Origin of the sequence: Chroococcidiopsis sp. CCNUC1 (genome assembly GCF_023546805.1) — a bacterium.
GTDB lineage: Bacteria > Cyanobacteriota > Cyanobacteriia > Cyanobacteriales > Chroococcidiopsidaceae > Chroococcidiopsis > Chroococcidiopsis thermalis.
The window spans coordinates 5,618,337-5,643,314 of record NZ_CP097480.1 but is presented as its reverse complement, the minus strand read 5'-3'; the positions used below and the strand labels follow the sequence as shown (position 1 = coordinate 5,643,314).

At 44.3% G+C, this 24,978-nt stretch carries 26 protein-coding genes and 1 pseudogene; 18 read left to right on the top strand and 9 right to left on the bottom strand.

Annotation, left to right across the window (positions count from 1 at the left end; all coding sequences use genetic code 11):
* The first annotated feature begins 133 nt into the window (after positions 1-133).
* The gene (locus M5J74_RS26100; protein ID WP_041463587.1) at positions 134-790 is read left to right on the top strand and encodes a DUF1295 domain-containing protein; all 657 of its coding nucleotides are present in this window, start codon (positions 134-136) and stop codon (positions 788-790) included.
* Between the two features lie 198 nt (positions 791-988).
* Positions 989-1,765, top strand: a complete 777-nt coding sequence (locus tag M5J74_RS26095) for a ZIP family metal transporter (protein ID WP_015157443.1) — start codon at positions 989-991, stop codon at positions 1,763-1,765.
* A 68-nt stretch (positions 1,766-1,833) separates the two neighbouring features.
* Here M5J74_RS26095 and M5J74_RS26090 read toward each other — a convergent pair whose 3' ends face one another.
* Positions 1,834-2,133, bottom strand: a complete 300-nt coding sequence (locus M5J74_RS26090) for a hypothetical protein (RefSeq protein ID WP_015157444.1) — start codon at positions 2,131-2,133, stop codon at positions 1,834-1,836.
* A 375-nt stretch (positions 2,134-2,508) separates the two neighbouring features.
* On the opposite strand from M5J74_RS26090, the gene M5J74_RS26085 reads away from it, so the two are divergent.
* From M5J74_RS26085 to M5J74_RS26070, 4 genes are all read left to right on the top strand, one after another.
* Positions 2,509-3,525 carry a CsgG/HfaB family protein gene (locus M5J74_RS26085; RefSeq protein WP_127023120.1) on the top strand — a complete coding sequence of 339 codons (1,017 nt, stop codon included), beginning with the start codon at positions 2,509-2,511 and terminating at the stop codon, positions 3,523-3,525.
* 155 nt (positions 3,526-3,680) lie between these two features.
* On the top strand, positions 3,681-4,088 hold the full coding sequence (locus tag M5J74_RS26080; RefSeq protein ID WP_106171661.1) for an Npun_F0494 family protein: 408 nt from the start codon (positions 3,681-3,683) through the stop codon (positions 4,086-4,088).
* A 121-nt stretch (positions 4,089-4,209) separates the two neighbouring features.
* Positions 4,210-5,694 (top strand): cobyric acid synthase CobQ, encoded by a 1,485-nt coding sequence (gene cobQ, locus M5J74_RS26075; RefSeq protein WP_015157447.1) that lies wholly within the window; start codon positions 4,210-4,212, stop codon positions 5,692-5,694.
* A gap of 11 nt (positions 5,695-5,705) precedes the next feature.
* Positions 5,706-5,945 carry a 2Fe-2S iron-sulfur cluster-binding protein gene (locus tag M5J74_RS26070; RefSeq protein WP_015157448.1) on the top strand — a complete coding sequence of 80 codons (240 nt, stop codon included), beginning with the start codon at positions 5,706-5,708 and terminating at the stop codon, positions 5,943-5,945.
* Between the two features lie 10 nt (positions 5,946-5,955).
* On the opposite strand, the gene M5J74_RS26065 is transcribed toward M5J74_RS26070, so the two are convergent.
* The 3 genes from M5J74_RS26065 to M5J74_RS26055 all read right to left on the bottom strand — a co-directional run bounded on the left by M5J74_RS26065 (position 5,956) and on the right by M5J74_RS26055 (position 8,345).
* A complete protein-coding gene (locus tag M5J74_RS26065; protein ID WP_250014115.1) occupies positions 5,956-7,140 on the bottom strand; it encodes an MFS transporter in 1,185 nt (394 codons plus the stop codon).
* Between the two features lie 25 nt (positions 7,141-7,165).
* Positions 7,166-7,663 (bottom strand): DUF192 domain-containing protein, encoded by a 498-nt coding sequence (locus M5J74_RS26060; RefSeq protein ID WP_106217668.1) that lies wholly within the window; start codon positions 7,661-7,663, stop codon positions 7,166-7,168.
* 160 nt (positions 7,664-7,823) lie between these two features.
* Positions 7,824-8,345 carry a DUF192 domain-containing protein gene (locus M5J74_RS26055; protein WP_015157451.1) on the bottom strand — a complete coding sequence of 174 codons (522 nt, stop codon included), beginning with the start codon at positions 8,343-8,345 and terminating at the stop codon, positions 7,824-7,826.
* A gap of 353 nt (positions 8,346-8,698) precedes the next feature.
* Here M5J74_RS26055 and M5J74_RS26050 point away from each other — a divergent pair, with 353 nt between their 5' ends.
* Entirely contained in the window at positions 8,699-9,211 is a 513-nt protein-coding gene (locus M5J74_RS26050) for a hypothetical protein (protein ID WP_015157452.1), read from the top strand.
* A 39-nt stretch (positions 9,212-9,250) separates the two neighbouring features.
* Here M5J74_RS26050 and M5J74_RS26045 read toward each other — a convergent pair whose 3' ends face one another.
* The 3 genes from M5J74_RS26045 to M5J74_RS26035 all read right to left on the bottom strand — a co-directional run bounded on the left by M5J74_RS26045 (position 9,251) and on the right by M5J74_RS26035 (position 12,509).
* Complete coding sequence (locus tag M5J74_RS26045) at positions 9,251-10,330, bottom strand: pentapeptide repeat-containing protein (RefSeq protein WP_015157453.1); 1,080 nt, start codon at positions 10,328-10,330, stop codon at positions 9,251-9,253.
* A 122-nt stretch (positions 10,331-10,452) separates the two neighbouring features.
* On the bottom strand, positions 10,453-11,634 hold the full coding sequence (locus M5J74_RS26040; protein ID WP_127023114.1) for an NACHT domain-containing NTPase: 1,182 nt from the start codon (positions 11,632-11,634) through the stop codon (positions 10,453-10,455).
* A gap of 89 nt (positions 11,635-11,723) precedes the next feature.
* On the bottom strand, positions 11,724-12,509 hold the full coding sequence (locus M5J74_RS26035; RefSeq protein ID WP_015157455.1) for an RNA polymerase sigma factor SigF: 786 nt from the start codon (positions 12,507-12,509) through the stop codon (positions 11,724-11,726).
* Positions 12,510-12,840: 331 nt separating this feature from the next.
* Between M5J74_RS26035 and M5J74_RS26030 the strand changes: the two genes are divergently transcribed.
* The 9 genes from M5J74_RS26030 to M5J74_RS25990 all read left to right on the top strand — a co-directional run bounded on the left by M5J74_RS26030 (position 12,841) and on the right by M5J74_RS25990 (position 20,020).
* Complete coding sequence (locus tag M5J74_RS26030; protein ID WP_015157456.1) at positions 12,841-13,569, top strand: Bax inhibitor-1 family protein; 729 nt, start codon at positions 12,841-12,843, stop codon at positions 13,567-13,569.
* A 287-nt stretch (positions 13,570-13,856) separates the two neighbouring features.
* Positions 13,857-14,970 (top strand): peptide chain release factor 2 gene (gene prfB / locus M5J74_RS26025; RefSeq protein WP_127023111.1). Its coding sequence is split into 2 segments (ribosomal slippage): positions 13,857-13,928 and positions 13,930-14,970, totalling 1,113 coding nucleotides; the frame shifts between segments, so codons are not numbered across the junction.
* A gap of 347 nt (positions 14,971-15,317) precedes the next feature.
* Entirely contained in the window at positions 15,318-16,247 is a 930-nt protein-coding gene (locus tag M5J74_RS26020) for a hypothetical protein (protein WP_106217667.1), read from the top strand.
* Positions 16,248-16,476: 229 nt separating this feature from the next.
* Positions 16,477-16,704 (top strand): DUF3285 domain-containing protein, encoded by a 228-nt coding sequence (locus M5J74_RS26015; protein ID WP_015157458.1) that lies wholly within the window; start codon positions 16,477-16,479, stop codon positions 16,702-16,704.
* The gene (ybeY, locus tag M5J74_RS26010) at positions 16,704-17,237 is read left to right on the top strand and encodes an rRNA maturation RNase YbeY (protein WP_015157459.1); all 534 of its coding nucleotides are present in this window, start codon (positions 16,704-16,706) and stop codon (positions 17,235-17,237) included. Before M5J74_RS26015 ends, ybeY begins: the two co-directional genes overlap by 1 nt.
* A gap of 182 nt (positions 17,238-17,419) precedes the next feature.
* Positions 17,420-17,875, top strand: a complete 456-nt coding sequence (locus M5J74_RS26005; protein WP_250014113.1) for a diacylglycerol kinase family protein — start codon at positions 17,420-17,422, stop codon at positions 17,873-17,875.
* Between the two features lie 118 nt (positions 17,876-17,993).
* Positions 17,994-18,590 carry an aminodeoxychorismate/anthranilate synthase component II gene (locus M5J74_RS26000; RefSeq protein WP_015157461.1) on the top strand — a complete coding sequence of 199 codons (597 nt, stop codon included), beginning with the start codon at positions 17,994-17,996 and terminating at the stop codon, positions 18,588-18,590.
* Between the two features lie 19 nt (positions 18,591-18,609).
* Positions 18,610-19,386, top strand: a complete 777-nt coding sequence (locus M5J74_RS25995) for an MBL fold metallo-hydrolase (protein WP_250014111.1) — start codon at positions 18,610-18,612, stop codon at positions 19,384-19,386.
* Positions 19,387-19,555: 169 nt separating this feature from the next.
* Entirely contained in the window at positions 19,556-20,020 is a 465-nt protein-coding gene (locus M5J74_RS25990) for a hypothetical protein (RefSeq protein ID WP_015157463.1), read from the top strand.
* On the opposite strand, the gene M5J74_RS25985 is transcribed toward M5J74_RS25990, so the two are convergent.
* Entirely contained in the window at positions 20,017-21,324 is a 1,308-nt protein-coding gene (locus M5J74_RS25985; RefSeq protein ID WP_250014110.1) for a URC4/urg3 family protein, read from the bottom strand. The genes M5J74_RS25990 and M5J74_RS25985 overlap by 4 nt on opposite strands.
* A 164-nt stretch (positions 21,325-21,488) precedes the next feature.
* A pseudogene (locus tag M5J74_RS33685) lies at positions 21,489-22,744 on the bottom strand (GTP cyclohydrolase II).
* 334 nt (positions 22,745-23,078) lie between these two features.
* Here M5J74_RS33685 and M5J74_RS25970 point away from each other — a divergent pair.
* Together M5J74_RS25970 and M5J74_RS25965 are read left to right on the top strand one after the other, a co-directional pair.
* Complete coding sequence (locus M5J74_RS25970) at positions 23,079-23,546, top strand: tetratricopeptide repeat protein (RefSeq protein ID WP_015157466.1); 468 nt, start codon at positions 23,079-23,081, stop codon at positions 23,544-23,546.
* A 95-nt stretch (positions 23,547-23,641) separates the two neighbouring features.
* On the top strand, positions 23,642-24,973 hold the full coding sequence (locus tag M5J74_RS25965; RefSeq protein ID WP_106218105.1) for an FAD-binding oxidoreductase: 1,332 nt from the start codon (positions 23,642-23,644) through the stop codon (positions 24,971-24,973).
* The last annotated feature ends 5 nt before the right edge of the window (positions 24,974-24,978 follow it).

The following is a 24,978-nucleotide window of genomic DNA, read 5'->3' as shown; positions in this document are numbered from 1 at the left end:
TTGAGAAAAATGTCACGCAAAGACGCAGAGACGCTAAGCACCCTTTGCGCCTTTGCGTCTTTGCGCGAGACAAATTTTAGAATAGAATTCCCAGCTACAATTAAGAAATGTTAAGAGAAGTTTGTCAGTTATGATGCAGAATACATCTGATGCGGGAGCGAGTGCCATAACTCAACTAACAGCAATTAATGCAGCTAAGGTGCTGACAGTTTTTTGCTTGGCAATTTGTGCAATCGTTTTTGGGATATCCGACTTACGCCAAGTTATTTATCTTTGTTTGCACGTTAGCTATTGTCTGTGGTGGTTGCTAGAACAGTGGTTCTTTCCTAACCGACGACAGATATTTAACGAACCCATAGGAGTAGGAGGTTTTAGCTTCACTTTGATATTTGTCGGAGTATTCTATACCTTACCTGGATATTTGGCATTTACCAACCCCGCACCTATTTCTGCACTCGCGATCGCGATCGCCATACCACTTTACATCTTCGGGACTCTAATTAATACCACTGCTGACGTACAAAAACTAACTGCTAAGCAATACGGGGCGGGTTTAGTGCAGGATGGAGTTTGGAGATTCTCTCGCAATATTAACTACTTCGGTGACTTGCTACGCTATCTCAGTTTCAGCGTTGTCGCAGGTTCTTTATGGGCTTATCTCGTACCAGGAACTATTACCCTCCTCTATCTCCAGCGCATCTCTCAAAGAGAACAAACCATGTCTGGCAAGTATAGCGAGTATGCAGCGTATCAAGAGTCTAGTAGCCGCTTGATTCCTTTTCTTTGGTGATTCAGGGCAGCATACCATATCCATTCTGAGAAGGCGTACAATCGTGCGCCCTCAAAGTGTACGCACATTAATAATGCGTACTCATAACGAGTATGATATACTTGATTTTCAGGAAATATCTTTTTACAGATGTAAACCCAAGCAGCATCTATTTAAGTTGCTATTTCACTATTACTATCACTACCGCGATCGCAATTTATGAACGTTGTTCTTGTCGGATTTCTTGCTAGCCTACTCGCTGGACTAGCAACTTTTGTTGGAGCTTTACCAATCTTACTACCAATCAATTTGACCCAGAGAATCCAGGGAATCATGTTGGGGTTTGGTGGTGGAGTTATGTTAGCAGCTACAGCTTTTTCTCTGATCGTTCCAGGTACAGAAGCAGCAGAAAAAATTGGTTATTCCAGAGCGATCGCTGCTCTAATTATGGTTGTAGGAATTTTGTTGGGTGGATTGTTCTTACAAGTTGCCCACCATGCTTTACCGCACGAACATTTTTTTAAAGGACGAGAAAATTGTCGAGGTAAAAGTCTTAAACAAATTTGGTTATTTATTACCGCGATTACAATTCATAACTTTCCTGAAGGATTGGCTGTAGGAGTCAATTTTGGGAGTGGAAATATCGAACAAGGGCTACCCGTTGCTTTAGGTATTGGCTTACAAAATATGCCCGAAGGTTTAGTAGTAGCTCTATCATTAATCTCAGAAAGATATTCTACTAGCTATGCTTTGGGAATTTCTCTGCTTACGGGTTTAGTAGAGCCTTTGGGCGGGTTAGTGGGTGCTGGCGTAGCAAGTATAGCTCAGTTTATTTTACCTTGGGCAATGGCGTTTGCAGCAGGAGCAATGCTATTCGTAATCAGCGACGATATTATCCCCGAATCGCACCGTAAAGGATTAGAAACCGAAGGAACTATCGGTGTCATGTTAGGTTTTGTGGTAATGATGTTTTTAGATATTGCTCTAGGGGGATAGTCAGTTATCAGTTATCAGTTATCAAAGAATGGAATTTGACTTTTGACTTTTGACTTTTGACTTTTGACTTAATCCTTTGATTCTAATTGTTTTATTTTCCGCTCTAATTCAAACTCGCGATCGCTGACAATTGTTTCTAAATTTGCAATGCGTTGCTCAAGTTGTTTTGGATCGCTATTTGCTAGCGATTGAGACTGCTTATCATCGCGCCAGACAAAGTACGTACCTGTGGCAGCTCCGGCGATCGCGGCTAGCGGTAAAATAGGACCACTCCTAGTTACGCTAGAAAGTGGAATGCAAATTGCTAGCATTCCCGTAGCGAAAGCCCAAATTTTTGAAGTTGCAGCAACGCGGATATCTTTACTCATTGCCTGCTTCCTGGACGGAGATTACTGACAAACTATTTAATTTTACTGTAGCAACAAACTTCAGTATCTTTGCTATAGCTTTGCAAAAATTTGACTGAGTTAGCCCGAACCACATGGCACTCGTCTGCGTTTATCTGCTGACACATGGCTGGATCTGAAATACAAATTTATACAGTAGAGATAACAATGCCAATTGCTCTTAATGCATTATTCATAGATTTGAATACTTAAACTTTAAGTAGATATACTACGGTAAAAACAGCGATCGCCTGGATATAATCGCGATTATCCATCTGTAAGATATCTGCAAAATAGTAGGTTCTACAGTTAACTAGGATATTTTTTTGCCACAGTTTTATTGCTAATCGAAAAAATATGCAAACTCATGTAAAATTAGCGACTCGTTCGCTGAATTTGTTATGTCTTTTTAGTTTATTGAGTACGGCTAATTTATCTCTGCTGATACCTATAGTTAATGCTCAAACTCCTATTCTGACTGAAAATAGCCAAACCCAAGCACCTCAACGCCAGCGAGTTGCTGTCCTAGATTTTGATTTTGCCGATACTGGCAGTGTTAATTTTGCAAATATCTTTGGTGGTGCTAGCCCAGCCCAAGGAGTGAGTAATTTGATCGCAAATGCATTAGTTAAAGATGGTTCTTATAGTGTTATCGAGCGTAGTAAAATTGACGCTATTTTACAAGAACAAGACTTAGGTGCTTCGGGACGGATAAATCCAGAAACCGCTGCTCAAATTGGTAGGGTTTTGGGAGTTGATGCTGTCGTAATTGGTGCGGTAACTCAATTTAATATTGAAGAAAATAATTCTGGTAACGGCTTTTGCGTTTTTGGAGTTTGTTCGGCGAAACAAAAAAGTCGGGCGATCGTGCAAATTGATGCTAGGCTCGTCAGCACGACGACCGCAGAAATTCTCGCTGCAACTCAAGGTAAAGGAGAAGTTGATAAAAAAAGCAAAGCTTTAAATGTGGGTGGTATTTATCACGAGTCGAAAAATGCCGATCCTGAAACTTTATTGAGTGCAGCCGCAGAACTTGCTGTGAGTGAAATTACGCGAGAAATTGTTGCCTCTGCTGCCAAAGTTACGACAGCAGCTTCGTTTACACCAAATGTTAATGCTGTAGTAGCTGATGTCACTAATAATTTAGTCACGATTAACAAAGGACAGGAAGCAGGTTTAAAAACCGGGATGAAAATCTCAATCGAGCGAGTAGCCAAAGAAATTAAAGATCCTGAAACTGGTAAGACTCTGCGCGCCTTAACTTCGCCAATTGGCACGATTGAATTAACAGAAGTCGGTCAGGGATTTGCCACTGGTAAAGTTACAAACGGTGTGGGCTTTAAACGAGGAGATATGGCAAAAGCCGGACAATAGAGAGGAATTAAGAATTCGATGTAGGGTGGGCATTGCCCACCTTATTTTATGGGTCATTATCAATGACAAATGACCAATACCTGTAATAATTAAGATATTTAGAAGTTTCAAAAATCGTTTTTCAGGCAGAGTGACTGTAAGGTACAAATACCAAAATGACTCATGCGAATACTAGCAACACTAAACCATTTTTCTATCCCAACCGTACCTTAGAGCGGGCGCGTCGGGCGCTGATTTGTTCTAGCTTTAACTTACACTTATTTCAGGCAATGATAGCTCAAAGCGTACCAGTTATGGCGATCGCGGGCAGTTCTGGCATGGAAAAAGGCTATACTCAGCGTCCTTTAACAGAACTTGCAGTAGACAACGAACTCTTTTGGCTGATTCAAGTCGGTGTATTGCGGCGCGAGGTAGACGGACAGGGAATCACAGATAGTTTTCGGCTCACGCCTCTGGGCAGACAGCTAGTAGAGCGATACGCTCAGCATGGTAAGTGGGATACTCCAACGTGGCGCGATCGCCTTTACAATACCCTGAGTCGCTGGCTGCGGCTACCTTTTTAGGTGAATGTCTTAAATTTGTCAGCGCAAAAGTTAAGAATCAGCAAAAAAGGGGAAAAATAAACACAGAAACCCATCTCGGTCTGAAATTTCTGCCTTTACCTGCTCAAGCCGATAGCCGCATATGAAATCAATCATGATCGTGGGAACGACATCCCATGCTGGAAAATCAACAATCGCAGCTGCAATTTGTCGCATTTTAGCCAAACGTGGCTGGCGCGTAGCCCCCTTTAAAGGACAAAATATGGCGCTGAATGCTTACGTTACCGTTAATGGTGGCGAAATTGGCTATGCCCAAGCGGTGCAAGCGTGGGCGGCTGGCGTTGCTCCAATGGTAGAGATGAACCCAATCTTGCTCAAACCCCAAGGAGATATGTCTTCTCAGGTGATCCTCAAAGGCAAGGCTGTGGGCAGAGTCAACGCAGCAGACTACTACGAGCAATTTTTTCAACCAGGATGGCAGGCAATTGAAGAATCTCTGCGCCATCTGTCAGCAGAATTTGACATGATCGTGTGCGAGGGGGCAGGCAGTCCGGCAGAAATTAATCTCAAGCATCGCGATTTAGCAAATATGCGGATCGCCAAGTATTTAAACGCGCCAACGTTACTAGTCGTAGATATCGATCGCGGTGGTGCTTTTGCCCATGTCGTAGGCACGCTAGAATTACTCGAACCAGAGGAACGCAGTTTAGTGCGCGGGATTATCATCAATAAATTTCGCGGACAGCGATCGATCTTAGAACCGGGCATTAAGTGGCTGGAAGAACGGACGGGAATCCCCGTCATTGGTGTCATTCCCTGGCTGGATCATTCATTCCCCGCCGAAGATTCCCTCGATTTGTTTGAACGCAAGCCCTCTCGGGCTAAAGGCGAACTCAACATTGTCGTAATTCGCCTGCCGCGAATTTCTAACTTTACCGACTTCGATCCGTTAGAATCGGAACCCTGTATTGGTTTGAGATATCTCAGCCCCAAACACGAACTAGGACATCCAGATGCAGTGATTCTCCCAGGAACGAAAACCACAATCGCCGATTTACTCGTCCTGCATAAAACCGGGATGGCAAAGTCAATTCAAAACTATGCGGCGGCTGGGGGAACGGTTTTAGGTATCTGCGGTGGCTTCCAAATTCTGGGGCAACAGCTAGCCGATCCAGAAGGGCTAGAGGGCGAAGCTGGTAGGTATCCAGGTTTAGGATTGCTGCCAATCAGAACGGCAATCACGATGCATAAAGTTGCTCGCCAGCGTCAAGTCATATCGAATTTTCCGCAGTCAGGATTGCCCGTATCGGGGTATGAAATTCACCAAGGGCGATCGCGTTTAGTGGAATTACCCCCCGCCCAAGCCAACGACTATCAACCCCTGTTTGACGATACCGGTCTTGGCATGGTAGATAGTAGTCAATCAATCTGGGGAACATATCTGCACGGAATTTTCGATAATGGACCTTGGCGGAGGGCTTGGTTAAATCGCCTGCGGCAACAAAGGGGACTCAAATCTCTGCCTACAGGTATCTCTAATTATCGCGAGCAGCGAGAAGCAATGCTCGACTCCCTAGCAGGTATGGTCGAAACCCATCTAGACTTATCTTCTGTTCTGTCGCCTTAAAGTTAGGAATTATGACTGTGCGAGTCAATTTTTTACCCGATGATGTCACTGTAGAAGCCACAGTCGGAGAACCATTGTTAGATGTAGCAGACCGAGCGGGGGTTATCATCCCCACGGGCTGTATGATGGGTTCCTGTCACGCTTGCGAAGTCGAGATTGATGGGGACAATACAGTGTGCGCTTGTATTACTGCCGTTCCTCCGGGACAAGAACAGTTAACGATCGATCTTTATTTCGATCCAGCGTGGTGAGAATCAATACCTAGCTAGCATTTCCCGCTGTTTTAGCCCGCATCAAAAATACTAAGGCAGCTATAGCCATTATCCCCATCACGATTCCAGCAGTTCTGTAAGTTACAGCTATTCCTACGAAATTAGTCAAAGGCTGACTGACGAGGGGTGAGAGAAATTGTCCCAAAAAAAAGCTAGTTGTTAACCCACCTAAAACTCTCCCACGGGCTACACCAGGAGCGATTGAAGTCAGGCAAAAGTTCATATTTGGCATGAGTAAACCCAAACCCAGACCCGCGATCGCTAATCCTAGTAGAATCACCGCATAACCTGCGCCAAAACTGATCAATTCATATCCTAGTGCCATGTTTAAAAAAGCAATGCCATAAATGCTAATAAAGCTGAGGCGGGCTTTGACGCGCTGGTACAATAACGAGCTAACCGCAGAACACCCAGTTGCAAGGGCGATCGCTAACCCGCTTTGAGAACTGCTTGCTTGGAGTAATTGCTGTAAGTAAAAGGGGAGTTGGACGGGAATTAGATAAAATACAATTTGCGAGATTAGGGCGATCGCATAAGTCAATACCACTAAACCAGTCGCCAAGCTGGTTGGTTCGTCTGCAACATTAGCCCCAACACCCTTAGCTGTACGATTCGGTTCCGGTAGCAATAACACGACGCACGGGACTAAAACTAGAGCAATTAAGTAGATAAAAAAGGGCATCCGCCAATTGATATCGGCAAGAAAGCCCCCTAAAGTCAGGAAAATAACTCCTCCTAATGCCATAAAAGCAGCTTGGATACCCAAAAACTGCCCTCTCTCTTTCCCCGTGTAGTAATCTGCAATCAACGCCGTCGCCGTTACCATTACCCCAGCCACGCTCAAACCTAATAGCGCTCGTCCGAACAGAATAAAGCCGATCGCATTCAACCACAGCCCCGAACTACCTGCTAGCCCGTATACGAGTAAGGCAACGATCAACACGGGTTTGCGTCCCAATCGATCGATCGTCGCACCAATAAAGGGCGCAGCCAAGGCAATAAATAGGGCTGGAGCTGTCAAAATCAACCTTACCCAGTAATCTGCATTCGGTATGGTGCTAAAGTGCTGTTTCATTGCTGGTAGCGAAGGTGCAATTGTTGCACCCGCCATCACAGTCAGCGTACTGACAACTAGCAAAGTGATTTTGACAGGTAACGAGTTAGTTGGCTGCATCAGCTAAGCTCTAGGGGGTTCATCGTTAGAGAAACTGAATTGGGACGCGATCGCCTACCTCTAGCCCTAATGTTGCTGTCGTGCCACCTCGTAGCTGAATCATTTGATCTACCGTTGACTTGGAGCTATATGTAGGGCAAGCAATTGCATCGCAAGGCTTTGCCTCCACTTGAATGGCTGCGATCTGTCCGTTTTGCAAATAGACAACATCCACAGGGAAGCGCATATTTTGCATCGAGACCTTAACTGGGCGAGGCGGATCGATAGTATACAGCATTCCTCTTGTCTGGGACAGTTCGCCACGATACATCAGTCCCAGAGATTGTTGCTGCGCTGTTTGAGCAACTTCCAACTCAATTTCTTGTCCAGAAATTTGCGCTTTCGCACTTACAGGTAGAGATTGTGGTTGTTTTTCAATTTGAGCTTGAATTATTAGTAAAAGCAGACCGCTCACCAATGTAACTATGCAAAAAGCATTATTAGCTGAAATCTTCCAGTACTTCTTCTGGGTCGCAGTTAACATAAAGCCCTCGCTTTAACGATTTCTTAACCGAAGCTATTCGACTTTTTAACCGGAAATCGACTAATTTCTTAACCAAAAATCGTTCTTGTAAATAGTTTAAATTAACTCTTACTTAAATCTTTTATCTAAAACAAAAGAACGGGCGTTAAGTTTTATTAAGCTAAGATCGGCGAAAAGTTTTAGTATCTAAGTCGAGAAACTCGATTGGTAGGCGATCGCCTATTTTTAAACCTAGCTCTAAAGTTCTTCGAGCCTGCAACTGAATCATTTGGTCTACTTTTACCTTTGAGCTATATATAGGGCAATTGACTTCGTTACAGATAGGAACAGCTATTTGAATTTGCTGAATTTCCGTATTTCTCAGAAAAATTGTATCGACTGGTACAAAAATGTTTTGCATGGAAAATTCGATCGTTTGAGGCGGATCGAATTCAAATAAAATTCCCCTACTCCTGGGAATTATAGTACGATACATTAAGCCTTGTGCTTCTTGTTCTGGGGTTTGAGGAACTTCTAAGTAAATTCTTTGCTTGGCAACTTCAATTCTGGCTAAAACTTGGATAACTTGTGGTTTTTGCGGCGAACTAATTTGTAAAGACAACCAGGAAAAGCCTAAATACAGAGCAGTAAAAATAATAAATATTGAGATTCCAACTAGCCAAAGAGAGATTTTAGGAAACATAATTTTATGAATTTAAACATATCAATTGATTCGCAGTTAAATAATAAGTAATCGGCAATGCAGGTCGCGCGCAATGAAAAAACTGCACCATTAACACATTATTAATCAGCAATTCACAATTTTAGGAACGATCGCTGTAGATAGTTTTAGCTCTATAAAGTTAAGAGCAAAGGCGATAATTTATTAAGAATCAATGAAAAGAGATAGAAAATATGGATAATGCAGAAGCGTGTTTTGACTTGTAGTTTCTAACTTCTTTCTCGATCGCTCAAATATTGCCAGTCCCAGAGAGCAAATTCGCTGTACCATATAACAAATCAGTTGCGTCTGAGTGCTTTGAGGGATGAGGAGTTATGAAAGCAGCTATCTTACCAATCTTAGCGATCGCCTTAGTCGTCTTTTCCGATCGAGAAACGCCAGCCCAACAAGTAGAAACTAGCTCTGACCGTTCTTTCTTAGCGCTGGTGGAGGGAGACGAAGGCGATCGATGTAGCTTTATCTCTGCTGATGTCTTGGAACGATCGGCAGACATCGCTCAGGGATTGCTATTCGTGCGATCGGGAGACTCTCCAGACCAAGTAAAATACAAAATGCGCTTCGTTCCCGATGGAGCGTATGCCAACGAGATATTACAGTGGACGGCGATCGCTGGAAAAAACTACACGCGGGCTGATGTAAATTTCGACAAGAACCGCGCCGCTACACGCTCGTTTACAATGGCGGTTAACTATCAGCAGCCAGAACAAAAACAATGCCGTTGGGAAGTACGCGAACCGCAACCAGCAGCAGCACAGACAACGGAACAAGATTTAGCCCCTACACCTGGTAGTAATTCAACGGAGCAAGATTTAGCCCCTACACCTTAAATCTAAGATTAAATATGATGGTGCGATCGCTGTTTAAATCTAAGTTGAGATTGGCTGGCGATCGCCCATAGAGTCCTCAAAAATTGCGCCTTGTTGCTGAAACTCAAGTTTCATCTGCGCTGAAATTCCAACAACATTGACAAAGCGTGTTGTTTCTACTTTTACCTGATTCAATTCTGCACGGGTGAGATTAGCTGCATTCAAATTTGCATGGCTGAAATTCACGCCATTTAAATCTGCTTGTTGCAATAACGTATCGTTTAAATTTGCCCCCTGTAAGTTAGCATTCTGAAGATAGGCACTCGATAAATTTGTCCGGCTGAGATTCGCACTGCTTAAATTCACGCGGGGTAGAATTGCGCGTAAGTCTGCATCGCTCAGATCGGCATGACTGAGATTCGCATCGCGAAGATTGGCATTACTGAGTTTGGCACGCACAAGACAAGCACCACTCAAATTAGCGCGACTCAGATCGGCTAATGTCAAGTCAGCACCACTCAAATTTGCCCCTTCTAAATTAGCGCGACTCAAGCTAGCATTACGAAGATCGAATTGACTGAGATCGGCTCCGACTAAATCTTGTGTAGGATCTAAACCGATCGCTTCTAGACTAGAAACAAAGTCTGTCGCGATTGCCGAGTTGAGTAATTCCCGCGCGATCGCCAACTGTTGCTGTTGATATTTGCTCGCCTGGGTCAATTCTCCTAAACTAGTGTATGCTTGTCGCAGGCTATTTAAGATCTGTCCTTCCTGTAGGCGATCGCCTTGTGCTGGTACAATCGCCAATAGTTTTTGCCAGTACTCGATTGCACGCACATATTCTGCTGATGCCAAATAAGCATTACCAATATTGGCAAGAGCATTCATTTCGCCAGTTGCATCTTGAGTTTTCTGGGCGATCTCCAAATGTTGTTGAAAGCAGACGATCGCCTGGGGTATGTTTCCTAAAGCTTGATAAGCTGCGCCCAAATTCCCTAAAGCCGCACCTTCGCGCTTGAAATTTTGGCTGCTGCGATAAAGATTTAATGCTTGTTGCCAAGACTGCAATGCCAGCTCAAATTCACCTGTTTGGTATTGAGAAATACCTTGTCTTAGCAATAAATCTGCTTCACTAGTCATCTAGCGATTTTTGCCGTGCGATCTTCAGCTCTAACATTACCATAAACCTGCTAGATCGTGACAACATTGTAGGGGCGCTTTCTCTGTGCGCCCCTACAAGAAATTTATGTTAGGTATTTATATTAAGCGATCGCAGTTTCGATCGGACAACTTAAATATGAAGGAACTAAAAGTGTCTCTTCAATTTCTGTACGTAAGCTCCGCGTCATGTATTGTGCTTGGCGCAAGCAATCAAGTATGAGTTGATTGACATCGTAATATTGTTTGAGAATAGCTTTTTGCTGGCAAGTAAAAGGAAAATTTATCAGCTCGTAACTCGAAGCATCGATATCAGATAGATGAAGATGGCGATCGGTGCGATCGTCTTGGAGAGAATCTGATTTAAGATCGAGGATAAATTCTAAATAAAAGGCACGGAAAGCAGCTGGTTTAAACTGAGGTTTGCTCAGATGATGTGACTTGCGCTCCAGCCAGAAAAGAAAGCGCGATAATTCTGGATCGACTCCGGCGATCGCGTCAGCTTGTTGCTTCATCAAGCTGAGAAAATAGTCAGCATTTCGCAACATGCCAACAACGAAGACAAAAACTTCGTGCCAGCGTGGTTCTGAAATCCGAGCAGCTAAATTTCTTAAAGCTTGTTCTGCTCTTTGAGGATGAGAAGGATCGGCTATTTCTCGCGCTATAAAATACTCGTGAAATCTGCTATCGGAGAAAGAATAAACCTCTGGAGCGGACTCAACAAATAACTGGTGTTGATATTGAATAGACTTTAGTAGCGCCTCAGTCGTAAGTTGCAAGAGTTCCGGACTAGTAGGTGCTTTTGGCAGGTTACATATATATTCGGTAATAGATTTTTCAATATCCTGTTTGCTAAACTTACCTCCAGTTTCAAATGTAGCCAAAGCAATTTTACTTAACAAGTCTTGTTTGTGCTGTACGGACAAATTTTTGTAGAAGCGATCGCCTGGAATGTGATAAGCTTCATCCCATTGATTCAATAAAATTTCTAGTCCTTCGCGGTAGAGCTGACAGCGATCGTCAGGAATTTCTCGACCGGCTTCAACTAATAGACAAAGCAAATTTAATAATGGATCGTTAGACAATTCATTAACAATTTCTTTTTCCTCGTGTTTTAAAGAGAAATTTACAACGCGATCGAGTTGCTTTGAGTCATTTTTCTGTAAGTTCTCAACTTGTACCCATTTACCACTAAACTTGACACCTTTTCGGTTATCCAACTTAATACCTTCAGTTTCCATCGGCTGAGGAAAACGATCTACCAACGCTGAATCGATGGAGTTCATAAGCTTTATGGTTTTGGTGTTACAGTTTGAATTTATCGGACGTTTATTCAATTCATAATTACGAATTGCGAATTACGAATTATAAATTATCATGCTCTAGTTTGAGCAATTTGAGGTTGAAGCAAAGAAAATAACTGTTCTTTGCCCTTTTGAAGATATCGAGTTACAGTCATTGGACTAATACCAATTCGTTTAGCAGCCTCTTTACGAGAAAACTCTTTTAAGAAAACAAATTCTACAGCTTTACGAGTTTTTTCTTCCAGCTGATTCATTGCTCCTTGCAATTGTTGGCGATCTTCTTCCTGTTGTTGCAAGCTAGTAGAGCGCTGGTCAGGTAAAGCATCAGCTAATTTAATTTGGCAATCGAGATGTTGAATAACTGTACTATCCAAACTTAAGACAATTCGATTTTGGAAAGCGAGCTTACTCTCTAACCATTCTTGAATTGCAACATTCAATTCTTCAGCAATTTCTATATCTGTAGGAGTGCGACCGAGAGTTAATGTTAGATCTTTACGAGCCTTTTGTCCTTGATTGTGAAGTTCTTGCCAACGACGGGGAATTTTGACAACTCCCGTGCGATCGCGTAAGAAATGTAAAATTTCACCTCGAATATAAGGAATGGCAAAAGAACTAAAAGCATAACCTTGATAAGGGTTGAAGCGCTCGATAGCACGAATCAAACCAAAGTAACCGATTTGTTCTAAATCTTCATATGGTTCGGTACATTGGCGGCTAAATTGATGCGCCATCTTTCGCACCAAACCAGTGTGCATACTTACAAGTTTATTGCGTAAGGCAATCGAAGGATGTTGATAATAAGCAATTAATAGCTCTATCCCATTAGAGCAGCCTCTAGTATGAGTTATCGACATAAAAATCCTCAACAGCGATCTAAGCTTCCCTAATGGGAATTAACAGGTGGTGGAAAATCTTTAATCAAAGCTGAAAATTATTGTCGGTGGAGAAGGCTTCTCAAACCATGTCGTTCTTACTGAATTTATGAGGAGATTAGCAGATTGCGGTGAATTTTCTCCGTAGATCTGCTGAGTTGACTGGCTGAGAATGCTAAATATTTTAAGATTAGATTTAGATTTCTGCTGCTAGTCTCACCCTGGTTAACTGTTAGAGGTTTAAGCCAAAATAGGCATATGTCACCATATCGTTGCTCTCACACAACCCGTTAAAAAATTAAGAAAAAATTCCATGAGTAGCACTAGCAATTTTCGCGAAGCAATTCGTCAAGCTAAAACTAGCGCCATAGTAGGTCCAAACGTTATTGCTAACGCCCTGCCTTATCTAGGTGGCGGGCTGGTACTAACAGCACTGGGAACCTACGGTGGTCTAAGTGTCATCCGTGCCAATCCAGGGTTATTCTTCCCTACGTTTATTGGTGCGGTCATTTTGGAACTGATTTTGTTCTTCGTGGCGATGAACGTTGCCGAGAAAGGTAATAATCGCGTTGCCCTGCCTCTACTAGCAACATATAGCTTGCTAACTGGCTATACTCTTAGCGGCATCGTCTTTATGGCACTAAGAACCCAAGGCGTAGGTATTGCAGGTGTGGGGTTTGCTGCCCTCGGCTGCGGTGTCACCTTTATTGCGGCACGTCAAATTGGTTCTAACTTGTCAGAACAGGACGGCATGGCATTGACGAAAACAGTCAGCCTGGGAGTCATTGCCCTAGTGGTCGTCTGTTTGGCACAATTTCTGTTTGCTCTGTTTGGCATCTATACGCCGACTTGGTTAGAAATTGCAATTTCAGGCATTGGCGTGTGTCTATTCGTTGGTGCAGCAGTCGTAGATTTCTACGTTCTGCCTCGTACCTACCGCAACGACCAATATCTCCCTGCGGCGCTGTCGATGTATCTGACTTACATCAACCTGTTTATTTTCATCTTGCGGTTGTTGATTGCCTTGAATAGCCGCGACTAGTAGAGACATTAAATGAACTGTAGAGACGTTACATGTAACGTCTCTACAGCAAGACCGTGGTTTAACCTCAAGCCACGGTTTTTTTGGTTGTTGCCCCAAAGGTTTTCATAGCAATTCTCGATTGCGTGCATGACATTTGTAGGGGCGCACAGAGAAAGCGCCCCTACAGATCGTGTGTTTTACTCAATTGAAAACCGCTATCAACTCTAGTTAAAATCATCAATACAAGTAGGGTGCGTTGTTAATGTACCCTATCACTCAGTGAGCGATCGCTACTCGAAACCTATATGGAAGCACTAGAAATCAAGCGCGAAGTTGAAAAGTTGTCCGATCGCCTGGGTAAAACCCAGGACTATCTTTGACATCCCCGCACTAACGGCAAAAATTCAAGATTTAGAACAAATTGCTGCCCAACCGGAGTTTTGGAACGACCAAACCAAAGCACAGCAAACACTTCAGGAACTCAACGACCTGAAAACTCATATCCAGCAATACGATCGCTGGCAAGGTAGCCTAGAAGATACCAAAGCCGTGCTAGAGCTACTGGAACTCGAAACGGACGAATCTCTGCTGCAAGAGGCTGAGACAAACGTTACCAGCCTCAACCGCGAACTCGACCAATGGGAGTTGCAACAGTTGTTATCTGGTCCCTACGATGACAAAGGCGCAATTTTGACAATTAACGCTGGGGCGGGTGGAACTGATGCTCAAGACTGGGCGGAAATGCTACTGCGGATGTATACTCGTTGGGCGGAAGATCGCGGCTATAAAGTCCAACTCGATGAGATTTCGGAAGGAGATGAAGCGGGAATTAAATCCGCTACCTTAGAAATTTCCGGTCGCTATGCCTACGGCTATTTACAAGGCGAAAAAGGAACTCACCGTTTGGTGCGGATTTCTCCGTTTAACGCTAACGGTAAACGACAGACTAGCTTTGCTGGTGTGGAAGTGATGCCCCAAATCGATACTTCCGTACAGTTGGAAATTCCAGATAAAGATTTAGAAATTACTACCACTCGCTCTGGTGGTAAGGGAGGACAAAACGTCAACAAAGTAGAAACAGCCGTGCGCATTCTCCACATTCCTACGGGAATTGCCGTCCGCTGTACCCAAGAGCGATCGCAGTTACAAAATAAAGAGAAAGCCCTGGCGATCCTCAAAGCCAAGCTGTTAATTATTGCCCAAGAACAACGCGCTCAAGAAATCGCTGAAATTCGCGGCGATATGGTAGAAGCAGCCTGGGGAACTCAGATTCGCAACTACGTTTTCCATCCATATCAGATGGTGAAGGATTTGCGGACAAACCTAGAAACAACAGCAATTACCGACGTAATGAATGGCGAACTCGATACCTTTATTGAGTCTTATCTACGCCAGGAGAAACAACTAGTGGCTAGTTAAGGGACAAGCAAGACCCAGAGCAGAAACAAGAAAGCTGAGGAAACTGGAGGAGAAAAACCAAAATGGTTTTGCTGTTTACAGTCCTTAGCTTTTTCTTTTAATTTTACCAACTATAGCAGTTCTAAATGATTTGTAAAGCAAGCTTCTAGCCTGCTCCATATTCATGAATCAAATAGGATTGCTGTATTTACCCTGAACTTTTTTGCTGAATTTTTCCATATTGCTCTGCTGAATTTTAAGCTTCATAATTATTGCAATAAATAGCTACAAAAATCTATTTTCTCACGTGCTGTTGATGCTGTTGGCTCCACGTTAAGACACAAAAAAATTATTTTAGGACAATCATCGTGCTAATTCAAAGTTTATCCGAGCTACCTGCTGTAACAGAAAGAGCAGTTATTATTAATTTCAATACAAAACTAGTTACAACCTTAGCTTTACTTTCTGTTATTCGTCATGCAAAAATGCCCGTACTGTTGATCGACTGCGAGTCAACTGATGGTAGCTTAAAACATTTTCTAGCTTTGATGAAGCGGTATGATTTTGATATTTTAACCGCTCCCTTACGCCCTCACGGTCAAACTTTAGACTGGCTTTTTAATCATATTGCCGCAGAAAAAGTTTTATTAGTTGATTCGGATCTGGAAATTCAGGATTCCACTATAGTTAGCTTTTTCAAAGATTATATTGACGAACCGCAGGTTTTTGGTTGTGGCTTTACCAATGGACCAAGTTGGCTGGAAGAACCAGCTTTTCAGGGAACCGCTTTAGAAAATGCTCTCTATCACGAACGTCCTTGGATACCGCTAACTCTCCTTAAGGTAGCCCCTATTCGAGAAGCACTTAGGCATGGAAAGTCATTTGTAGATTTTTACCTAGACAATGAATACTCATTGCTGTCACCTTTTAATAAACTGCGATCGCGCTTCAAGCTACTCCACAGAATATTCAAGAAAGGACCAATTGAGTTGCGACGCTCTTGCCATGCTTTGAAACCCGCTGCGATATTTTACGATACCGGAGCCAAAATATTTGAATACCTTCGGTACGAAAGGCTGATGTTTTTTGTAGGACTACCAGAACCAGTGCATCACCGTTTTGCGACTCACTTTTTCGGGATTACCCGAAATACGCTGAAACCATCAGATACTCACGGAGGCGGTGGGCTAGCTAAAATCTCCGATCGGGTTCGCTATCGTTTATTAGAAGTTTATGGTGAGGAGGTTCACACTGAGGAAGTAACCGAGCGCCAGCAGGTACTTGTCGGACGCAAGTAACAACATTAGTAATAACATTAGTAATAACATTGCTTGTCTAATGGCGAATGGGAGCGATCGCTGTAGTTAGTATAAACGGCAATCTTTAGAAACTTAGACAAAGATTGGGAACGAGCGCAAAGCGATTTGCGCTTGTTTCTCAGCTATTAACCCTGGTACGGACTACATTATTGGTGCAACAAACTGTTACATTTGAGAAAGAACCTAGCAAAACTTTAGGGTCAATCTCATGGAGAATTCACCTGACACGACGAAAACCGCCGAGGCACAATCCACGGAAGCGACAACCATGCCCCCTCATGTAGCGAATGAAGTTGCCAATGAGCCTCGACCGAGTTATGTAAAACTCGCTATGCGCAACATGGTGAAAAAGCGGGGGACTTCTCTGAAACATTTTGCCCTCACAACTATAGGATTATTGTCTTTACTGGTGGGTTTAGCTTACATAACTAGATAATGACAACCAGGAATACAGAAAATTCCGGCGTACAAGTCGAAGTCTGCGTGCAAGACTGTTTTACTGAAGCTTCTGGAATGAAGCCAGCAGTTGATGCTCAAACTTGGCAAAAATGGTTTGAGTGCTGGCTAGAGAGTTTATCTTCTCAGCTTCCTTCTGCTGACAGTTACGAACTGAGTTTACGTCTAACGGATGATGCAGAAATTCAAGTACTTAACTCGCAGTATCGGCAGCAAGATAAGCCCACGGACGTTTTAGCCTTTGCTGCACTGGAAACGGACGTACCGCAGTTAGAGGAGTTGCGATCGCTTTTACCTCTGTACTTAGGCGATATTGCGATCTCAATTGATACCGCTAGCAAGCAGGCACAACAACAAGCACATTCGCTATCGACAGAGCTGGCTTGGTTAGCCGCTCACGGTCTTTTACACCTTTTAGGTTGGGATCACCCAGATGAGGAAACCCTATTAGAGATGTTGGAACAGCAAACTTTGCTACTAAGGATAGTTGGTCTTGATGTCAATCTTGATTAAACTGGGCAAGATTGTAATTGTAAATATTGGCACAGCGCGATCGCGACAATTTGTTACTAATATGGTCTCGCTAGATGAGATATGTCTAAATTAAACTGTCTGTGGAAATTGACAAATTAAGCAAGTAGTAGGCTGTAACTCGGCTAGATATAAAAACCAAAAATTATTGATGTTTGCCATCTATGACCCAAAAAGTTTCGACCTCAACGCCTAGTAGAACAGAAAAAGTGCTTCCAATTCAGCGAAATTTCTCTTGGCAAGTCGCCTCCAACTTATTAGTGAGCTTCAAATATGCTTGGAGTGGCATTGCTTATGCGTTTAAAACTCAACGCAACTTCCGCATCCATATCTGTATAGGAACTCTTGCTGTCTTTCTGGGCTTATTATTACGTTTGCCTTTGGTCGAAATAGCTGTGATTACGCTGACTAGCGGCTTAGTGCTAGTGATGGAATTACTAAACACCGCGATCGAGTCTGTTGTAGACTTGACGGTAAAGCAGACATATCACGAACTCGCTAAAATTGCTAAAGACTGCGCCGCCGGAGCAGTGTTAATCTCGGCTATCGCTGCCCTTTTAGTCGCCGCCGCTCTTTTGTTACCTCCCCTGGTCAAGCTGATTATTTCTAGCTTGAATTGACAAGATTGTGACAAGGTAGCGGCGAATGAGTCACTCCTCACAATTAATTCCGAATTCCGAATTCTGAATTCCGAATTCCGAATTCTCCCCGCATCCCTTCTTCACGCACTACTCAAAAATGATTATAGTTATTGATAACTACGACAGTTTTACTTATAACCTAGTGCAGTACTTAGGTGAGTTAGGGGCAGAGTTCCCAGTTGCAGCAGAGATTCGAGTTTATCGTAACGACCAAATTACAATCGAGCAGATCCGCGAGTTGCAGCCAGATGGGGTTGTGATTTCTCCAGGTCCAGGTCGCCCAGAAGATGCAGGAATTTCTCTAGAGGCGATCGCGCAGTTAGGCGAGAATACACCGATATTGGGCGTATGTTTGGGGCATCAAAGCATCGGACAAGTCTTTGGTGGTAAAGTTGTCTCTGCACCTGAATTGATGCATGGTAAAACTTCATCAGTTTCCCATACGGGAGTAGGCGTATTTAAAGATTTAGAAAATCCGTTGACCGCAACCCGCTATCATAGTTTAGCGATCGAACGGCAGACCTGCCCAGACGTTTTAGAAATTACCGCCTGGGTTGAGGACGGGACAATTATGGGAGTGCGACATCGGCAATATCCTCACATTGAAGGAGTCCAGTTTCACCCAGAAAGCGTCCTCACAACTTCAGGAAAGCAATTGCTGCGCAACTTCCTGAAACAACTGCCGTCTCACTAGTGGAGTGAACGGAGAAGCAATGAAACGACGACAGTTGATTGGCTATGCTGGAGCGGGGCTACTTTCTACCTTAGCAGTGACGCTTGCAGCAAAATCTCAGCCTGCTGTAGCCCAAACTGGTAGCGGGTTAACGGTACGATGGTTGGGTCATACTTGTTTTCTATTTACTGGTGGTGGGGCGCGAATTCTGGTCAATCCTTTTCGGCAGCTAGGCTGTGCGGCGGGATACAGACCACCGAAAGTAGAAACAGATTTGGTTTTAATTAGCAGTCAATTATTGGATGAAGGGGCAGTAGAAGAAGTTCCTGGCAATCCCCAGCTGATCTTTGAACCTGGAGTATACCAATTTAAAGGAACGCAGATCCAAGGAATTGCGATCGACCACGATCGCGAAAAGGGGAGAAGATTTGGTACTAACGTAGCATGGCTGTGGACGCAAGGCGGGATTAGGATTTTGCACTTAGGGGGAGCTGCTGCACCAATTACAATCGAACAAAAAATCCTCATAGGTCGTCCCGACGTGTTACTAGTGCCAGTGGGGGGTGGTGCTAAAGCTTATAACCCTCAAGAAGCTCAAGCAGCCGTCAAAACTATCAATCCCAAGTTAGTCATTCCGACGCACTATCGTACCCCAGCCGCCGATCCTGCTGCCTGCGACATCGTGCCGTTAGATGAATTTTTGTCATTGATGGAAGGAACTCCCATCCGTCGCAGTCAAAGCGATAGCTTAACGATTAAACCTGCCGACTTACCCAAGGACGGAACTGCTATTCAGGTATTGAGTTATAAGTTTTAACTGGTAGTTGGTCATTTGTCATCGATCGGTGGTAGTTGGTAGTTGCTCGTTGGTTGTTGGTTGTTAGTCATTGATAACTGGTTACTGGTCACTGGTCACTGGTCACTGCTCGTGCGCTCCCTGCTCCCTAATAACTGCTAACTTGGAAAGATGTAGTTTCCTGACAGCGATGATGCAGTTGAACTCTAACAGCATTTATCCCTGCCCAGCCTGTCGCCTGGGCAAGGTTCAAGCTATGCCTTTAATGGAAGCGATGGCTTGCGACTGCTGCCAGCAGATTTTTGAAACTGATGTAGAAAGACAGCAGTTGAAAATGCTCTCCTGTCAACCACCGCTAGTCTGGCGTTGGAATGGCAGAAGGTGGATAGAAGCTTATTATGACGGCGTAGAATTTGGCTGGGGTTATACTCTAGCCGCGATCGCTCTCGTAGCAGTACCAACAGCTATAGTTGGGCTGACCGTCTATATCTTTCCGCCACTCCCAGATACTCCTTTATATTGGCTACCGTATGCTTGGATTTGGCTCACCTTTTTGTCACACTTATTAACAATTTGTTGGTTAGCGATCGAATTTTATCAATTTCAGCTCGGCATATTTTTGAAAACTTTGTTGCAGCGCTTAGTATTTCGCTAAAACACCGTACCGTCACTCTGTAACTGAATGGGGGAAACTCCATTCGGTCTGAGTTCGGCAGCAATCCGCCGTCCGGCGCTCCAAGTTCCGCCTTGCAAAATTTTGACTAAAGGCAGCTGCTTAGCATCCATTTCCAACTGCTGGCGGATCGTTGCAGCAATTTGGTCTAATAGAATCACAGTTAATGCTCGCCACTCGACAACGACTTCCGAGTCCACTGAGTGGGCGTAGTGGAAAATATCTGAGTGTTTGGCTTGTAGCAGTCCGAGATCGAGGCACAAACCACCATTTCGATATTCTGGTAATCCGGTCAGGTCGTCAAGTCCTGTAATTTCTAAACCGAGTTCTTGTAGTGGCTCCAAAAGAGAATAAGTCAACCATTGCGAGAGTTTGTGAAATGGTACGAGGGAATTCAGAATTCGGAATTCGGAATTCGGAATTAAATTCTCTCTCTGCTCCTTTGTTTCCCTACTCCCTGCTAAAGCAGGATGATGCCAGACATCGCCGAGGTTAACTCCGGCTATTTCAATTCTGCCAGACCAAATACTGCCGAGTCCTTCTAAAACAGCACGCAAAACTGTTGCAGCTGGTAGTTGTTTGTGGTGCGATCGCTCTAATAAATAATGCACCAGATGACCCGGACGGGGATTGTCGTCACCGAACATTTGCGGGAAATCGAGGAGCGATCGCCCTAATTTTTGTAATAGTTCTACTCGTCCTGCCAACCCTACCAATGGATTATCCTCACTTACCTGAAATCCTTGAGCTAGGGTTGCTTCACTCAGAGATTGCAATCCTTGGGCATCGACTTGTAAAAGCTGATGAGGATGGCTGGAGAAAGCACCTTGACAGAACATCCGAAAACTAGCCACTGCTAGCCCCTCCGATCGCTGAAAGATCGAATCGGTTTCCCGTTCGCAATACAACCAACGATCGCCCGCACCCGCATCTAACAACACGCTGACGATCGCCAGATCGAACCGAGTCACAGCTCGCTCGACTGGCGATCGCCCTGCCAACAGCCGCTCTAACTGTGCTAAACGCGGTACTCCACCAACTTCAAAATGCTGCCAGCGGCTATGGAAGGGAATTTGCCCATCGGGATATTGCTCTTGCATGACGGCAATAACATAGTCTGCCACCCGTCCCAACTGCGACAAATCGCAGCGGAAGTGACTCAACTTATCTTGCCGTGCCAACTCAAACAACTGCCCGCAGCGATCGCGAATCGCCCTGGGAGAACGCAAATAAGCGATCGCCTCTTCTGGAGACTGAAGGTTGGATGGCGAAGTTTGAAGATTCATCGTCAAGGAACAGGGAACAGAGTATGGGATATGGGGTGTAGAGGCGGGTTTAGCAAAAGATTTACGGGCTTTGACAACAAATCTTCAGCCAAAACCCGCCCGTACGAGTTTGGGGTGTTAATTCCGAATTCCGAATTCCGAATTCCGAATTCCGAATTCTGAATTCATTCCATTTCTCTACCTTTAATTTCTGCCAATCCTAACGGATCTAGTACCGCGCCAGGAGTGTAATAGCCAGCAGCTTTTTTCGCCTCAATTTCCACCTGTGCGTCTTGGGGAATCAAATCGTCAGGGATCGGTACTCGTTCTACAACTTCAATACCTGAGTTAGTGATGGCTTCATATTTCATGTTGCTCATCGATACCAAACGCTCGATTCGAGTAATGCCCAACCAATGCAATACATCTGGCATTAACTCTTGGAAGCGCATATCTTGCACCCCAGCAACGCATTCCGTGCGGGCAAAGTAAGCATCAGCGCGATCGCCTCCTTCTTGCCGCTTGCGAGCATTGTAAACTAAAAATTTCGTCACTTCTCCCAATGCCCGACCTTCTTTTCGACAGTAGACAATGACTCCCGCACCGCCTTCCTGTGCTGTTTGGATGCAAACTTCAATTCCATGCACTAAGTAAGGACGACAAGTACAAATATCGCTGCCAAAAACATCGGAACCATTGCATTCATCGTGAACCCGCACTGCCAAGGGTCGATTGGGATCGGTAATTGCTGCCAAATCGCCAAATATGTATACCGTGACTCCGCCAATTGGTGGCAGGAATACTTCTAAATCCGATCGCGTCACTAATTCTGGGAACATTCCCCCGTTTGCTCGAACAAGGCACGGCGCAAGTCTGCTTCCGAAATTTGAAAGCGTTTGGCAATGCCTGGTAAATACCATACAGGTTCGATCGCTGCTTTAGTGACAAGGACATCGCCTTTAGATTTGAGCAGCTTGCCATCGATCGCCAACCGCCCTTTTTCCACCGCTGCTTGTAATTCTGGAAGGTAAACGTGCGCTTTTGTAATGGCGATCGTCGGTCTGATATCGTATCCTTCCTGGTAATAAGATGCAAACGCCTCGCCTACCATTGCCCCAAACGGATCGAGCGAAACTATTTTCTCCGGGTCGTACCAACTCGGATATGGTCCAATATGCTCGACAGGCGAAGTATTTGTTAAATCAGCACGGTGATCTGCTTGCAATACCCCGCTTGCTACAGCCAGAGCGCGATAGACGGCATAACCGCCTGAATGAGTCCCGATCGCATTTCTGTGAGTTGGGTTAGCGAGGGTAGCCACGACCGGACCCCGTTGCATTGGGTCTTTGTCTCCCCAGCGAATCGGAATAGGTTGCGAACCAAAATTGCTCGGGTGAGAAGTCAGAATAATATGCCTGGGACTACTTTTTCGCTCTTGCATCGTTGTATTTGCTCTACCTGCTAATGGGGTTAAGAGGGCTGTGACGCAACCAGACAAAGTAAGATGCTACGAATAGCAAACCTTAAGGGGGAAACTTCAATTATAGCGATCGAATTTTGGTTTCAATAGTAACCCATAGCACGAAATTGGCTGCTCTTGGGTTAAATCTGAGGTTCAGGATACTAAGTTCTCGAATTTATGTATAAAAAAGTACAAAAAAGTGGTAGGACTTGCTTAATTCTAAAATTGAAGGAAACGGGTAAAAGCCCTTAGTCATACCGCGATCGCCTTTAACATCCGACTTAACTAATAACTTAGCTATGACAACGAACGTATGAATGAGTCGTCTATTCAATCTTTTCTAGAAAACTTGAAGCATCCTGATGAAGTCGTGCGTCAGGCAGCAACAGAAGCGCTGTGGCGAGCTTGGTTTTATCAAAAAGGGGACTACGGTTGGGAATGCATCCAACGTTCTCAAGTTCTTTTCTCGGCTGGAAAAGTGTCGCAGGCAGAAGCAGTCTTGACAGAACTTATTCGCGACCAGCCAGATTTTGCCGAAGCTTGGAATCGCCGAGCTATTTTATACTACTTCACTGCCCAGTACGAAAAAGCATTGGTAGATTGTCAGACAGTCGTTAAACTCAACTCAATGCATTTTGGTGCTTGGCACGGTCTGGGTTTATGCCAAATGGCACTAGCAAATTATGCCGCTGCAATTCGCGCTTTTCGCCAAGCATTGAAGATTCAGCCATATGCCATAGATAATCAAAGGCTGCTCTTGGAATGTACGGCAAAGTTATGAGGGGCAAAGAGCTAAGTATAGGCGAGTAGTTCTAGTCACTAGTCACCAGCCACTGGTTCCACTGACAACAGATAACTGATAACTAATAACTGATTATGATTGATTGGGATGCACTGACGGCTGAGTTACAGGGAATTGAAGTTATTAGCGATCCTAACCAAGTTGCTAAGTTATCTCAGGATTACCACACTTTCAGTCCCATACTGCAAGCTCAGTTAGATGGCAAAAAGGGGGATTTGGTTGTCCGTCCTACGACAGAAGCAGAGGTAATGCAGGCTGCAACAACCTGCGTTAAATACCGCGTTCCGGTGACGATACGGGGGGCTGGAACGGGCAATTACGGGCAGTGCGTACCCCTCCACGGTGGCGTGGTTTTGGATATGTCTCGGATGCAGGCAATTCGCTGGATTAAATCGGGAGTAGCGCGGGTAGAAGCAGGGGTAAAATTAGCTGCTTTGGACAAAAAAGCGCGAGAGACGGGGTGGGAGATGCGGATGGCTCCTTCTACTTATCGGACGGCGACGATTGGCGGATTTATTGCTGGCGGGAGTGGGGGAATTGGCTCGATTAATTACGGACAGTTACGCGATCGCGGTAATATTAATGCTATTCGTGTCGTAACTATGGAAGACGAACCCAGAGCGATTGAACTGCGGGGAGATGATATCCACAAAGTCAACCACGCTTGGGGTATTAATGGCATTATCACGGAATTAGAAATTCCCCTTGGTGCGGCTTATCCTTGGACTGAGGTGATTGTCACTTTTGAAAGTTTTATGGCGGCTGCCCATTTCGGTCAGGCTTTGGGCGATGCTGATGGGATGATTAAAAAGCTTATTTCTATTTTTGCTTGGTCAATTCCCTCTTATTTTGGCGCACGTCAATACATTCCTGATGGAACTCACGCAGCACTGTTAATGGTAGCTGAACCGAGTTTGGAATTATTACCTGGATTGGTACAAGAATACGGCGGTTGTATTACCTATCAGCGATCGCAACAAGATGCAGGTAAGAAATTCAACTTGGCAGAATTTACCTGGAATCATACTACTTTACACGCTCGTAGTGCCAATCCTAATATTACCTATTTACAAAGTCTGTTTCCTGCCGATAAAAATCTCCAAATAGTAGACCATATGTATCGTTACTTCGGCGACGAGGTGATGATGCATTTAGAATTTATCCGTGTTGGCGGTCGAACTGTTCCCGCTGCTCTGCAATTAGTGCAATATACTACCGAGGAACGCCTGAACGAAATTATCCGCTATCACGAAGAACACGGGGTTTTCATTGCTAATCCGCATACATATATTATTGAAGACGGTGGCAGAAAAGTTATCGACCCAGAACAGATGAAGTTTAAACAAATGGTCGATCCCTATGGGTTGCTCAATCCAGGTAAGATTAAGGCGTTGATGCGATCGTAGGCTGA

What these genes read in the sequence shown, in the direction of transcription:
- M5J74_RS26100 (WP_041463587.1), top strand. Translation starts at nt 134, where the DNA reads ATGCAGAATACATCTGATGCGGGAGCGAGTGCCATAACTCAACTAACA.
- M5J74_RS26095 (WP_015157443.1), top strand. Translation starts at nt 989, where the DNA reads ATGAACGTTGTTCTTGTCGGATTTCTTGCTAGCCTACTCGCTGGACTA.
- M5J74_RS26090 (WP_015157444.1), bottom strand. Translation starts at nt 2,133, where the DNA reads ATGAGTAAAGATATCCGCGTTGCTGCAACTTCAAAAATTTGGGCTTTC.
- M5J74_RS26085 (WP_127023120.1), top strand. Translation starts at nt 2,509, where the DNA reads ATGCAAACTCATGTAAAATTAGCGACTCGTTCGCTGAATTTGTTATGT.
- M5J74_RS26080 (WP_106171661.1), top strand. Translation starts at nt 3,681, where the DNA reads ATGACTCATGCGAATACTAGCAACACTAAACCATTTTTCTATCCCAAC.
- cobQ (WP_015157447.1), top strand. Translation starts at nt 4,210, where the DNA reads ATGAAATCAATCATGATCGTGGGAACGACATCCCATGCTGGAAAATCA.
- M5J74_RS26070 (WP_015157448.1), top strand. Translation starts at nt 5,706, where the DNA reads ATGACTGTGCGAGTCAATTTTTTACCCGATGATGTCACTGTAGAAGCC.
- M5J74_RS26065 (WP_250014115.1), bottom strand. Translation starts at nt 7,140, where the DNA reads ATGCAGCCAACTAACTCGTTACCTGTCAAAATCACTTTGCTAGTTGTC.
- M5J74_RS26060 (WP_106217668.1), bottom strand. Translation starts at nt 7,663, where the DNA reads ATGTTAACTGCGACCCAGAAGAAGTACTGGAAGATTTCAGCTAATAAT.
- M5J74_RS26055 (WP_015157451.1), bottom strand. Translation starts at nt 8,345, where the DNA reads ATGTTTCCTAAAATCTCTCTTTGGCTAGTTGGAATCTCAATATTTATT.
- M5J74_RS26050 (WP_015157452.1), top strand. Translation starts at nt 8,699, where the DNA reads ATGAAAGCAGCTATCTTACCAATCTTAGCGATCGCCTTAGTCGTCTTT.
- M5J74_RS26045 (WP_015157453.1), bottom strand. Translation starts at nt 10,330, where the DNA reads ATGACTAGTGAAGCAGATTTATTGCTAAGACAAGGTATTTCTCAATAC.
- M5J74_RS26040 (WP_127023114.1), bottom strand. Translation starts at nt 11,634, where the DNA reads ATGAACTCCATCGATTCAGCGTTGGTAGATCGTTTTCCTCAGCCGATG.
- M5J74_RS26035 (WP_015157455.1), bottom strand. Translation starts at nt 12,509, where the DNA reads ATGTCGATAACTCATACTAGAGGCTGCTCTAATGGGATAGAGCTATTA.
- M5J74_RS26030 (WP_015157456.1), top strand. Translation starts at nt 12,841, where the DNA reads ATGAGTAGCACTAGCAATTTTCGCGAAGCAATTCGTCAAGCTAAAACT.
- M5J74_RS26015 (WP_015157458.1), top strand. Translation starts at nt 16,477, where the DNA reads ATGGAGAATTCACCTGACACGACGAAAACCGCCGAGGCACAATCCACG.
- ybeY (WP_015157459.1), top strand. Translation starts at nt 16,704, where the DNA reads ATGACAACCAGGAATACAGAAAATTCCGGCGTACAAGTCGAAGTCTGC.
- M5J74_RS26005 (WP_250014113.1), top strand. Translation starts at nt 17,420, where the DNA reads ATGACCCAAAAAGTTTCGACCTCAACGCCTAGTAGAACAGAAAAAGTG.
- M5J74_RS26000 (WP_015157461.1), top strand. Translation starts at nt 17,994, where the DNA reads ATGATTATAGTTATTGATAACTACGACAGTTTTACTTATAACCTAGTG.
- M5J74_RS25995 (WP_250014111.1), top strand. Translation starts at nt 18,610, where the DNA reads ATGAAACGACGACAGTTGATTGGCTATGCTGGAGCGGGGCTACTTTCT.
- M5J74_RS25990 (WP_015157463.1), top strand. Translation starts at nt 19,556, where the DNA reads ATGATGCAGTTGAACTCTAACAGCATTTATCCCTGCCCAGCCTGTCGC.
- M5J74_RS25985 (WP_250014110.1), bottom strand. Translation starts at nt 21,324, where the DNA reads ATGAATCTTCAAACTTCGCCATCCAACCTTCAGTCTCCAGAAGAGGCG.
- M5J74_RS25970 (WP_015157466.1), top strand. Translation starts at nt 23,079, where the DNA reads ATGAATGAGTCGTCTATTCAATCTTTTCTAGAAAACTTGAAGCATCCT.
- M5J74_RS25965 (WP_106218105.1), top strand. Translation starts at nt 23,642, where the DNA reads ATGATTGATTGGGATGCACTGACGGCTGAGTTACAGGGAATTGAAGTT.